Annotated in this window: 10 protein-coding genes and 1 tRNA gene; 8 read left to right on the forward strand and 3 right to left on the reverse strand. The window is 32.9% G+C overall.

From position 1 onward, the window contains the following. The first annotated feature begins 15 nt into the window (after positions 1–15). From dnaB to T335_RS0106315, 6 genes are all read left to right on the forward strand, one after another. The gene (gene dnaB / locus T335_RS0106290; protein ID WP_334291164.1) at positions 16–1,350 is read left to right on the forward strand and encodes a replicative DNA helicase; all 1,335 of its coding nucleotides are present in this window, start codon (positions 16–18) and stop codon (positions 1,348–1,350) included. Positions 1,351–1,416: 66 nt separating this feature from the next. Further along, complete coding sequence (locus tag T335_RS21565; protein WP_242837257.1) at positions 1,417–2,046, forward strand: GNAT family N-acetyltransferase; 630 nt, start codon at positions 1,417–1,419, stop codon at positions 2,044–2,046. 174 nt (positions 2,047–2,220) lie between these two features. Then, the gene (locus T335_RS0106300; protein WP_026476788.1) at positions 2,221–2,424 is read left to right on the forward strand and encodes a DUF1858 domain-containing protein; all 204 of its coding nucleotides are present in this window, start codon (positions 2,221–2,223) and stop codon (positions 2,422–2,424) included. 262 nt (positions 2,425–2,686) lie between these two features. Next, positions 2,687–3,970 carry an adenylosuccinate synthase gene (locus T335_RS0106305; RefSeq protein ID WP_026476789.1) on the forward strand — a complete coding sequence of 428 codons (1,284 nt, stop codon included), beginning with the start codon at positions 2,687–2,689 and terminating at the stop codon, positions 3,968–3,970. Positions 3,971–4,198: 228 nt separating this feature from the next. Further along, entirely contained in the window at positions 4,199–5,029 is an 831-nt protein-coding gene (locus T335_RS0106310; RefSeq protein ID WP_026476790.1) for a CsxC family protein, read from the forward strand. Positions 5,030–5,340: 311 nt separating this feature from the next. After that, positions 5,341–5,416 (forward strand) — tRNA-Lys (locus T335_RS0106315). A gap of 163 nt (positions 5,417–5,579) precedes the next feature. Here the strand turns inward: T335_RS0106315 and T335_RS0106320 are convergent. Continuing rightward, positions 5,580–6,560, reverse strand: a complete 981-nt coding sequence (locus T335_RS0106320; protein ID WP_026476791.1) for an ATP-binding protein — start codon at positions 6,558–6,560, stop codon at positions 5,580–5,582. Positions 6,561–6,573: 13 nt separating this feature from the next. Then, positions 6,574–7,656 (reverse strand): DnaD domain protein, encoded by a 1,083-nt coding sequence (locus T335_RS0106325; protein WP_026476792.1) that lies wholly within the window; start codon positions 7,654–7,656, stop codon positions 6,574–6,576. A 130-nt stretch (positions 7,657–7,786) separates the two neighbouring features. On the opposite strand from T335_RS0106325, the gene T335_RS0106330 reads away from it, so the two are divergent. Both T335_RS0106330 and T335_RS0106335 read left to right on the forward strand, forming a co-directional pair. Beyond that, a complete protein-coding gene (locus T335_RS0106330) occupies positions 7,787–9,289 on the forward strand; it encodes a M1 family metallopeptidase (RefSeq protein ID WP_242837258.1) in 1,503 nt (500 codons plus the stop codon). 221 nt (positions 9,290–9,510) lie between these two features. Then, positions 9,511–10,998, forward strand: coding sequence for a peptidoglycan DD-metalloendopeptidase family protein (locus tag T335_RS0106335; RefSeq protein ID WP_051569174.1), 1,488 nt, complete (start codon positions 9,511–9,513; stop codon positions 10,996–10,998). 72 nt (positions 10,999–11,070) lie between these two features. Here the strand turns inward: T335_RS0106335 and T335_RS0106340 are convergent, their stop codons facing one another. Next, positions 11,071–12,363 (reverse strand): S8 family peptidase, encoded by a 1,293-nt coding sequence (locus tag T335_RS0106340; RefSeq protein WP_026476795.1) that lies wholly within the window; start codon positions 12,361–12,363, stop codon positions 11,071–11,073. Positions 12,364–12,412 lie beyond the last annotated feature (49 nt).

A 12,412-nucleotide genomic window follows, 5' to 3' on the forward strand; every position in this document is an offset into this window, starting at 1 on the left:
ATTTTTATGGAAGCAGTGAATCAGTTTAGTAAAGTACCACCCCACAGTATTGAAGCAGAACAATCTGTTTTAGGGTCTATGCTTTTAGATAGAGAAGCGATCTTGATTGCTCTTGAGGTACTTAATCCAGATGATTTTTATAAAAAAGCCCATGAAGAAATCTTTGAGGCTATTTTTAACCTATTTAACAAAAATGAACCTGTTGATCTCATTACAATTACTGAAGAATTAAAAAGCAGAGGTACTTTGGATGCTATTGGAGGAATTACTTATCTAACCAGTCTTTCATCAGCAGTATTCATTGCTACCAATGTAAGGTATTATGCTGAAATTGTTGCAGAAAAAGCTACCCTTAGAAGACTAATTAATTCATCTGAGGCAATTATTAATTTAGGTTATCAATCAGATTTAGAAGTTAATGAAATTTTAGAACAGGCACAAAAAAGCATCTTCGATCTTTCACAGAATCGCTCACAAGAAGGATTTACACCTATAAAAGAGGTTTTATCAACGACTTTTGATCAAATTGAAAGACTATACGAAGATAAGACTGGTTTAACTGGTTTATCTACTGGTTTTATTGATTTAGATAAAAAGCTAAGTGGACTCCATAAAACTGACTTAATTTTAGTTGCTGCAAGACCTGCTATGGGTAAATCTGCCTTTTCCCTTAACTTAGCTCAAAATGCAGCAGTTAAGGGTGGTGCATCAGTAGCTGTATTTAGTTTGGAGATGTCAAAGGAGCAGTTAATGTTAAGGATGTTGGCTTCAGAATCAATGGTAGACTTGAGTAAGATACAAGTAGGAAATTTAGATGAAGAAGAGTGGGGAAAGATAGCTCAGGCCATGATCCCATTATCCCAAGCTAAAATATTTTTTGATGATACACCAGGGATTTCAATTATGGAAATGAGATCTAAGTGTAGAAAATTGAAAATGGAACAAGGACTAGATTTGGTCCTGGTGGATTATCTTCAATTAATGCAAGGAGACAGAAGATCAGAAAATAGACAGCAGGAGATTTCTGCCATATCTAGGAACTTAAAAATAATGGCTAAGGAGTTAGATTGTCCTGTAATTGCATTATCACAGCTTTCTCGTGCACCTGAATTAAGAGCAGATCATAGACCTATTCTTTCCGACTTGAGGGAGTCTGGAGCTATTGAGCAGGATGCTGACCTAGTAATGTTCTTATATCGTGATGAGTATTATCATGAGGACAGTGATAAAAAGAATTTAGCAGAAGTTATCATAGCTAAACATAGGCATGGTGAAACAGGTTCAGTAGAGTTAATTTGGTTAGGTAATTTTCAAAAATTTGCTGATTTTGAGAGGTATAGAGAGGGTTAAGTTAATCACATATAATATTGATATATTAAAGTTTATTTTATTAAATTTAATATAGGGGGCATATTAGTGGTTATTAGGGGGAAAAATACTTATATTACTAAGCTTAAAAGGGAACATGTTGATGAGATGCAATTTTGGGGTGCCCATGAAGACCCATTATTTTATAGCTATACCTTTCCAAAGATGAATAAAAAAGAGAAAGATTACTGGTATGCTATAAAAAGACACTCATTAAAAAGAAAGAGCTTTGCTATTTATAATGAGTCAAATATCTTAGTAGGATACATTTCCCTAAGAAACATTAAGTGGTTTAGGAAAATTAGTGAGTTGGGGATCGTTTTTGACCCTAATCATATTAATAAAGGGTATGGAACAGATAGTCTTAAAAGTTTTATTCGATACTATTTTGAAGAAATGAAAATGAAGCGACTAGATCTAAAGGTAGCGGAATTTAATACAAGGGCTTATCGATGCTATATTAAATGTGGTTTTTTTGATAATGGTATTGAATTAGATGAATTTGAAGATCAAGGATTAGCTATCTACGAAGATGAAAAATTGAAAGAATATCAAACTTATTTTAAAAAAGTAGGGGATATATTAAAGTGTAGATTCATAAAAATGTCAATAACTAGAGAAATCTATGAACAAAACAAAGAAAGTTATCCACATTATCCACCGAACACCTGTGCATAGGTTTGTGGTTTATGTGAATAACTTTTGGGTATAGGTAAAAATATAATCAAATTAGATGATATTAATATGTGGATAAGTTAATATTTTAAATGTTATTAATTAATCATTATTGATAAATTCTACAAAGAATGGTAATATTACTAATATAGAAGTATATTAAGGAGGGAATTAAAAATGGCTAAAATTACTGAAAGCATGACAATTATGGACGTTTTAAGAATGGATCGTGAAGTAGCAGCTGTATTTATGAAACACGGTCTACATTGCCTTGGTTGTCCAGGAGCAACTATGGAAAGTATCGGCGATGCCGGTAGAGTTCATGGAATAGATGTAAGTAAATTGATTGAAGACTTAAACAATCACTTCGAAGGTAAATAAGTTAATTTCAATAAAGTTAAGGGAAACCTTAGCTTTATTTTTTTGGCTTAAAAGATAGTATATTTTTTTAGTTATGAAAAAAACTACTATTAATTAACTATCGTGTTAGAATTTAAATCAAAAATCAATAGAGGTCATAAAATGAATGTCGTATGTTTATTAAAAAAAATAACTTATTGTTTGTAATACATATCGTAAATAATGGATTAATATGATAATATAAAAGGTAAGTTCGTAAAACATTAAGACGAGGAGTGGAATAATGCCATCAGTTGTAATTATTGGTGCCCAATGGGGCGATGAAGGTAAAGGTAAAATTATTGACTATTTAGCTGGAGAAGCTGATGTAGTTGTAAGGGCACAAGGTGGAAATAACGCAGGACATACGGTTATCGTTGAAGATAAAAAATATGCATTTCATCTAATGCCTTCGGGAGTATTATATAATGACAAGAAAAATGTTATTGGTAATGGCGTAGTTTTTGATCCAGAAGGGTTTTTAAAGGAAATTGATATTTTAGAAGCCCAAGGTGTGGATACATCAAATGTTATGATTGATGAAAGGGTTCATGTGATATTCCCTTATCATAAAAAGATAGATGCCCTTGAAGAAGATGCTAGGGGAGAAGATAAGATAGGGACAACAAAAAAGGGCATAGGTCCTTGTTATATGGATAAAATTGAGCGTTCCGGTATTCGGTTAGGGGAGCTTTTAGATCGTGAACATTTTAAATCTAGACTGTTTTCTCAAGTTGCAAGAAAAAACAAATTAATTGAGAAATATTATGAAAGCCAGGGATTTGACCCTCAGGAAATATTTGATACTTATTGTGGATATGCTGATAGACTAAAGAAGTACATTACAGATACAACCGTAATAGTTCATGAAGCCTTAGTAGAAGAGAAGAAGGTTTTATTTGAAGGAGCGCAAGGAACCTTATTAGATATTGATTTAGGTACTTACCCTTATGTGACCTCTTCTCATCCAACATCAGGAGGGTTTTGTATTGGAGCAGGTGTTGGGCCAAATATGATAGGTGAAGTGATTGGTGCAGTTAAAGCATACACTACAAGGGTTGGAAGTGGACCTTTTCCTACAGAGCTACATGATGAGACAGGCAATTTAATAAGAACTAAAGGAAATGAATTTGGTACGACTACAGGAAGACCTAGAAGATGCGGTTGGTTTGATGGCGTTATGGTAAAGTATACTTCAAGAATTAATGGACTAACAGCAATTTCATTAATGCTTTTGGATGTTTTAAGTGGCTTTGATAAAATAAAAATGTGCGTAGGATACCAATATAAAGGGGAGATAATTCATCATTTCCCTGCTGATTTAAATAAATTAGCTGAATGTAAACCTGTATACAAAGAACTAGATGGCTGGCAAGAGGATATTACATCAATTGAAAGATATGAAGATCTTCCTGAAAATGCAAAAAAATATATTAAAGCTATTGAAGAATATACGCAAGTACCTGTTAAAATTATTTCTGTAGGACCAAAAAGAAGCCAAACCATTATTAGAGAAGCAATATTTTAATGGTTAATTAGCTTTATTGATTAATTTAATACTAAACTTAAATAAATGAACCCAAAACTATAACCAATTAACTACGGTTATAGTTTTGGGTTTTTTAATTAATTAATGATAGTTAAATGGCATCATAGAAAATAAACACCAAATTATGTTAATGGAATACTATGTAGTAGGAAAAAGACAGCAGAAGTTAATGCTCAGCAAAAAAGGGTAAGTAGGAGGATCAATAATATGGATAGTAGAGAAGTTTATATTGATAAAAAGAATAATGGATCTTATGTAACTAAATATGAAAACGCTGTAGTACCTCCAAAATCAGAATGTAAAGACTTCTGTGTGAAGGTTAAGACTGAAACTATAGGCGAATGTGATAATGTTCCTGTAACAATAGATCCAATTACAGCAGGCGTTGTCGCTAGAATCCCAGTTGTTTTGGCTGATCTAGTTGTTCAATTTAATGTAATATCAAAAATAGACCTACCAGAACCGGCAATTGAAATTAAGCATATTAAAAAGCGAATTAAAATAACTCAATGTATGCTTCTGCAAGATACTAATATTTTATTTATTAAAGGTTTTGTTCGCAAAAATATTGATTATTCAACAAAAGATTGCTCTAGTAGAAAAGGGATATGCGGAGATATTCGCCACTGTACAGTAGACGTACCGTTTGAATGTACTACACCTGTAACATTCAATGGAACAGTTCCTGCCCCACCAATTCCTACCACATCAACTGAGTTTGAATATTTAAGAACTAAAGATTTACCAAACACCTTCGCAGAAAAAGATAAGTTACTAGCAGGAGATTTATCAGAGTTTAACCAAATTAGCACAGAGTTTTTTAATGAGTTACCATTCTGCAAATTAATAAGTTCTAGGATCGTAGAGTTTGATGAGTATCTACACCGTGAGCATCCACGTCATGCTGAACTACCTGTAGGAGAGAAATTATTTTCAAAGATTGAAGAAAAGATGGTCATTACCCTAAGACTACAATTATTACAAGATAGACCAGTAGCTATTGGGCCAACTGTTGCTGTAAGACCGTGTAACGAGTAACTGTATTGGGTGTATTTATATATTATGTAGTAAAATTTTAAATGTGCCAGAAATAAAATCATTTTTTAAATAATGTGCCCTGTAGAGGTGATTGACTTAGTCTACCCTATAGGGTACTTCTTTATTTAAAACATATTTTAAGGAGATTGTATAACTTGTATAGTTAAGGTATTATGGTTAAGAATTATTCTTCTTCATCATTAATAAATATACGATATTAATAACTTTAAAATTCAATAAAAGATTATCTTTATAATGTGTTGACATTTGTCGAAGAAACGTATAAAATATATAACTGTGGTTACAGGCAAGACCCATTAGCTCAGTCGGTAGAGCACCTGACTTTTAATCAGGGTGTCCCGCGTTCGAGTCGCGGATGGGTCACCAATTTATATTCAGTGGTTCTTGGTGAGGAATACTGGGGGTTACTGAATCTAAACTCTTATAGGTATTGATTATAATAATTGATTATAATAAGAGTTTATACCCTAAGGGGTTACCAATACATAAAAAAGCCTTACTCTTTTGAGTAGGGCTTTTTTATGTATTTTTATGTCTGCCATCTTAAATCGTTCCCAAAGAACTTTAATAAAGTATATTTTGAAAAGAGTCTAGAAAAAATCCTGTCATCGTAATTGTTCATAATCTCTTTTAATGTAAGATTTGTAGAGATAAGGGTTTTTTTATTAGATAACAGCCTGCTATTAATAATATTAAATAATTCGCTATTAGTGAAAGTATTTGTAATTTCGGTACCTAGGTCATCTATTATTAATAAGTCTGCATCAAATAATAATTGATAATGATCTTTATCTTGAGAATTATGGAAGCGTATTGCCTCTAATACTTCAAAAATTTTAAAGGCTGTTTGATAAACAACAATTTTGCCCTTATCTAGTAGGGCTTTAGCAATACAATTAGTTAAAAAAGTTTTCCCTAATCCAGTAGGACCATAGAATAAAAGATTCTCTTCATTTTGTTTATCAAAGTTGAAGACAAACCCTTCACAGATGTTTAAAACCTCAAGCATATTATTTTGTGGGCTAGTTTCTTGTCCTGGAGCTATTTCATTTGAAAATAGATTAATATTAAAGCTCTGGAAGTTCTCTTTCTTTAGAATATCTGAGAGATTAGACATAGAATATGCCTTATTAATTAATTGCTGTTTAAAGCAACTACATTTCTCCCCAGAAGGAAGAAAACCTCTATCTTGGCAGTGACTACATTGATATTGTACCTCTAAGTATTGTACAGGAATATTATTTTCTGTTAAGAGATAAGCTTTCTCCTGTTTTAAAGCATTTAACTTATCTTTTAAACTTTGTAACGCTTTTTCAGGATCCTCTGATTGATTTAAAATTGATCTTGAGATGCCGATACTAACCTTCGTAATCTCTTGATCAATTTCAGCAATTCTTGGTATTCTATGATAGATGTCTTCTACTCTCATTTCTTTTTCTCTTAGGGCTCGATCTCTTTTTCGTTCATAGTCTCGTAAAATTTCGTTTATAAAGGTTTTTGTATTTACCATCAGTTTTCATCCTTTACTCAAATTTCTTTTTATTCTTTTTTAAAAGAATATTTTCGATTTCGTCATTTGTGTATTTTTCTCCACGACTTTCTGAAAGATGAAATCTTGTTTTAAAGCGATGTTCTTTAACGTTGGAGACTTGTTTCTTGTAAGAATTAGGTTCTTTATGATCTAGCTTACTTATGTCTTCAATAGTTTTAATTCCTTTATTAAACCAGTCCGTCAATATACTATTAATATAATTAATATTTGGATTAGATGTTTTACTAGAATTCTCACAAGCTTTTAGAATTAAGTCTAAGGAAAATTTAAATTCTTCCACCCATTTATTCATGATTTTCATATCAGACTCTGTAGGTTCTCTGAAGTTGAATCCTAATGCTTTATAGACACGCTCGTAAAGGCCATATCTTTCTCCTGTTTTTAGAAGATATTCTTGTAGTTGTTCGACGGTTGTAATGTCAAGATCATACCAATTACGTAGGACGCCGCCCACATAAGTTACATTTTTTTTGTTTTTCTTGTGTTTACAATAACTAAAGGCCTTTACAATTAATGGTGGCTCTATATTATATTGATGAAACCATTCTAAAATTTGCCGTTTCTCATTTGGGACAAGTGGTCTATTAATGATGGCGTTAATTTGTAGAAACATATCTTTTATTATTGGTATTTGATTTGCTTCAACAAGATCCTTGGTTGATAATGCAAAATCTCCTTCATTTTCCTGAGATGATACAGCGCTTTTCTTTTGGTTTGGTCTGTAATGATTATCGATGAGCAACTGTTTTAGATTGACAAACTCAACTGAATAATTAGTTTCGTCTTCATCTGAAAGAAAGCGCTTTTTAATGATTTGCTTACTTTCCCAGAAGTCCCAAGCAGCTAATACATCTGATAAAGGAATATTTAGGTTTTTAGATATTGTCATGTTATCTACCTTCATGCTCTTTTCAGCATCTAAAGAATACTTATAGGCTAATAAATAGACTTTAACAAAGGTACCATTAGCCATAGGCATGTAGACATCAATAAATATATTCTCAATAGGAGTATCACCTAAATCGATAGACGGTGGATTTTTGATAAAACCCATAAATACATCACTCCTGTTTATAATAACTTTGGTTCTATTATATCATACCTATCGACTTTTATCCTTTAGAACATAATATACCATTAAAATACATATTAATAAATATCACCATTAGATAGGGGGGATTGAATTGAAAGTCAGTAGAAGACTAAAGTTACTATGTATAGTATTTAGTGTACTATCTTTTACAATAGGAATACAAACAGTATTTGATCATCCACATATAGAAAATGTTGCAAGTAGAAAAACAAATGAAAATTTACTAACCCAATATAAGATAGAGGCTACTTTCCTTGAAGAATCTATGACGATTGAAGCTAAGCAGAATATTGCGTTTAAAAATAATATGGATATAGATTTTGAAAATATCTATTTTCATATCTATCCTAATGCCTTTAGGAATAAAGGGCAAGTGCCCTTCGATGGCGATGAAAGAGAATTTGCTTATCCCAATGGGTTTAACCCTGGATGGATAGAGATTATAGAAGTAAAGGAGAACAATAAAAGGGTTTATTTTAAGGTTATGGGAGAAGGAGAAACTATTCTTCGGGTAAGTCCTCAATCCTCTATAAAACCAGGAGAATTAAGGGAGTTTACAATAGAGTTTGAAGTGAAAATACCCAACGTATTGGCAAGAATGGGTTATGGAGAACATACTGTTAACATTACTAATTGGTATCCGATTTTAGCAGTTTATGACCAGTACGGGTGGAATTTAGACCCCTATTACTCTATTGGAGATCCTTTCTACAGTGAAGTAGCTAATTACGAGATTATATTTAATGCACCTAGTAACTTTGTTTTAGCTAGTACAGGAAATATGATAGATGAAAACAAAAAAAATAATATGACCACATATAGAATTAAAGCAGAGAAGGTAAGGGATTTTGCAGTTATATTAAGTAAGGATTTTGATCTGCAACAGTCTAATATAGATGGTATTACAGTAAAGTCCTATACAATTAAAGGAGAAAAGAACAAAGAGGCTCTTCAAGTAGCTTTAGATTCAGTTGCAATATTCAACAGGATCTTTGGTAAATATCCCTATCAGCAACTTTCGGTAGTTGCCTGTGATTTTTTCTTAGGGGGAATGGAATATCCAAACTTGGTAATGATCGGTTCTAAGTTATATGAAATGGAGGAAGATTTTCCACTAGAGTATGTTATTGCCCATGAAATAGCCCATCAATGGTGGTATGGGATTGTTGGCAACAATGAAGTGAAAGAACCATGGTTAGACGAAGCTTTAACAGAGTATTCTACAATGCTATATTTTGAAGAAAAATATGGTGAGCATATTAAGGAGCAAATACTAGAAAAAATGATAAAGGCCCAGTATGATAACTTTTTAGATTTAAGATCTGATCGAGGAGAAGGGATTTTAAGAAGCTTAAAGGATTTTGATGATGCTTTAGAGTATAGTAGTATCGTATACAGTAAAGGGGCTTTGTTTATTGAAGAACTTAGAAAAGAAATGGGAGAGGATGAATTTAGAGAGAGCATTAAAGAATATTATAAAATGTACCAATTTAAAAATGCTACAACTTTAGATTTTTATAACATATTAGAAAAAAATACTGATAAGGACCTTAGGCCTATATTTGAAGAATGGCTTCATGTAAAATTTGAATAATAAACAAAAATATGGGAAAAAATAGTTTTGTTAAAAAAACTTCAGTTTGGGGTTGAATTAACAGAAATAATTATTATATAATAATAGGGTGAATTATTACAAAACAATTACAATTTATTTAAGAAATTATAAGGAAAATATAAAAGAGTACGTACAGAATAATAGATATAGATATACAAAACAATAAAAATGCAAGCCCATACTTGAGAGGAGTTTGAAAAATGAACCAAAAGAATATGGAGCTTTACAAGAAAAAACTAAAGCTAATGTTAAAAATGGCAAATATAAAGCTAATTAAAACTACCCATTCGATAAAACGTAATATACATAATCTAATGATTACCTATCATAAACAAAGTCCCCAGAACTTAAAGAAGTACAAAATAATTGCTGCTTCAACGGTTGTAGTGTTTATCCTATCAATAGCTCTGCTTACAAATTATTGGATGAACCAGTCTTTAGCAGCTATTTCAATAGAAATTGATAATCAGGTTATTGGAGTCGTTAGAGCAGAAGAAGACTTTTGGAATGCAGTTGATATCGTAAAAGGTGAAATTGAAGGTACCTTTCAACAGGAAATGTCCATAGCAGATAACGTAACCATTAAGACAGTAAAAGCTGATGACACAGAAATTACTAATCACGAAATAATTGTTAGAAACATAAAAAAACAATTAGATCTTCAGGTGAAGTCTGTAGCTATAGTAATAGATGGAACTGAAACCATATTAGTAAAAGATTATGAAACAGCAGAAGCCATATTAGAAGCATTAAGAGAACCCTTCAATAATCAAGAGGGGACTGAATATTTAGAGATAGACTTTAGTGAATCAGTTGAGTTAGTGGCTCAAGAAACAGCCGTTGGCGATGTGAGAAGTTTTGAAGATGCCCTTAATTACATTATAAAAGGGTCTGATGAAGAGCAGATTCATGAGGTTGCTAGTGGAGAAAGTACTTGGACTATTGCAAGAAAGTACAATTTAACTGTTGAAGATATAGCAAAAGCAAATCCAGATTTAAACCCAGAAAGACTTAGTATTGGTCAACAGATTAGCTTAGTAGTTCCAAAACCCTTTATTACTGTTAGAACTAAAGAATATGCAGAATTAATAGAGACGATTCCTTATGAAACAACCTACGAAGAAACTACTACTCTTTATAAAGGAGACCAAAAAATAGTTAAGCAAGGGATAGAGGGAGAACGGGAACTAAAGGCATATATTATAAAAGAAAACGGGGTTGAGATAAAACGGGAAGTATTAGAAGAAAAAGTTATTTCTCAGCCAACTGAAAGGGTAATTGCCCAAGGAACTACCCCTAGACCGGCAACAGTTGCAACTGGCGTATTTGCTAGTCCAACTCGTGGGACACTTACTTCTAGATTTGGAATGAGATGGGGATCGATGCATCAAGGTATTGATGTCGCAGCCTCTACTGGAACACCTATTAATGCAGCAGATGCTGGTAAAGTTACATTTTCAGGAGTTAATGGTGCTTATGGTAACTTAGTAATTATTGATCATGAAAATGGATATCAAACCTACTATGCCCATGCAAATAGATTGTTGGTTAAAAAGGGAGATAGAGTCCATAAAGGGCAACAAATTGCAACAGTAGGAAGTACTGGGCGAAGTACTGGACCACATCTACATTTTGAAGTTAGAAAAAATGGTCAGCCTTTAAATCCTTTAAATTTTGTTAGATACTAAGGTAGATACTAAAAACGTGACCTTTTACGGGTCACGTTTATTTTAGTTATATTAACTTTAAAGAACTTTTTGTTATAGTATAATTAATATGATCACTAATATGAGTACCCAGAACCAGCTACCACGGTTACCGATTAATCCTTGGGGCTTTTTTGTATGGGGACTATTTGGAGGATTATTGGGTGATGGTTTAGGGGACATTCCATTAACAATTTTTTTGATATCCAATAAGCCAGCACCCTGACTATCTGGATTAAAACCAAGGGGAAGAGCATGGCTGGTGATTTGGTTTTTTACTTGCAAAGGAGTAGTTTCAGGATTCTTTTCCCATAATAGAGCAGCACATCCGGCAACGATTGGAGTAGCCATTGAGGTTCCAGAAAGACTACGATAATTATTACCTTCATTACTTAAGGAATTAATATTAACTCCAGGGGCTAGAATATCAGGTTTACTTAAACCATCTATTGTTGGACCTCTACTAGAAAAATCTGCTATAGTGACATCTTTAGGAGCTTTTGACTTACGGTCATCACAAGCACCAACAGCGATTACGTTAGGGCTAATAGCAGGAGAATTTATAGTGGATTCTTTTGGTCCGTTATTACCAGCAGCTACAACTACCGTAATTCCTGCCGCAGTAGCTGCATCTACAGCTTGACATAACGGGTCCTGTTGATAGTTCTTTTTAGCAGCTGTACCTAATGAGAGGGTAAGCACTTTAATATTATAACGTCTACGGTTATCAACAGCCCATTGGATACCAGCAATTACATCGGAGATACTTCCTCCCCCGTCTTGGTTTAATACTTTAATACCTATAATATTGGCATCTGGGGCAACCCCCATATACTTACCTCTTGAGGCAAAGCCATTTCCTGCAATACAACCCGCAACATGAGTACCATGACCGTCATCATCATAGGGTTGATTCTTGTTATTAACAAAATCTTTAAAGGCGATAATTCTGTTATTAGGAGTAACGAGGTCACTATGGGGATGAACTCCTGTATCAATTACTGCAACCCCAACTCCTTTTCCAGTTAATCTAAGCTCATTGGCATAGTCTGAACCAACAGTAACAGAGGCGACATCCATTAACTTAAAAGCCATATCGTCAAAAAAGATCTTCTCAATAACTTTTTCTCTGGCAACATTTCTAACTCCAACCGTTGGTAGATATACAGCTACAGCATTAATAATATTTAATTTATGCTTTACCTTTCCCCCTAGACTATGGACGAAAGCCTCCAAATCATCACATTGGCAGTCTTTTCCTGTTATGATTACAGGGATATGTTCATCTTCTGAGACCATTAACTTTTCAATCAATATATCCTCTATAACACCTCTATATCCAAACACAAGTAGGCCTCCTTTTCTAAATATTCTAATATAGAGTATGCAGGAACAA

Source organism: Alkaliphilus transvaalensis ATCC 700919, from assembly GCF_000621485.1.
In the GTDB taxonomy this organism is placed as follows: domain Bacteria; phylum Bacillota; class Clostridia; order Peptostreptococcales; family Natronincolaceae; genus Alkaliphilus; species Alkaliphilus transvaalensis.

Bases quoted from the DNA above. Each gene is read 5' to 3' on its own strand.
- T335_RS0106310 (WP_026476790.1), top strand. From the start codon at position 4,199: ATGGATAGTAGAGAAGTTTATATTGATAAAAAGAATAATGGATCTTAT.
- T335_RS0106320 (WP_026476791.1), bottom strand. From the start codon at position 6,560: ATGGTAAATACAAAAACCTTTATAAACGAAATTTTACGAGACTATGAA.
- T335_RS0106300 (WP_026476788.1), top strand. From the start codon at position 2,221: ATGGCTAAAATTACTGAAAGCATGACAATTATGGACGTTTTAAGAATG.
- T335_RS0106325 (WP_026476792.1), bottom strand. From the start codon at position 7,656: ATGGGTTTTATCAAAAATCCACCGTCTATCGATTTAGGTGATACTCCT.
- T335_RS0106335 (WP_051569174.1), top strand. From the start codon at position 9,511: ATGAACCAAAAGAATATGGAGCTTTACAAGAAAAAACTAAAGCTAATG.
- T335_RS0106305 (WP_026476789.1), top strand. From the start codon at position 2,687: ATGCCATCAGTTGTAATTATTGGTGCCCAATGGGGCGATGAAGGTAAA.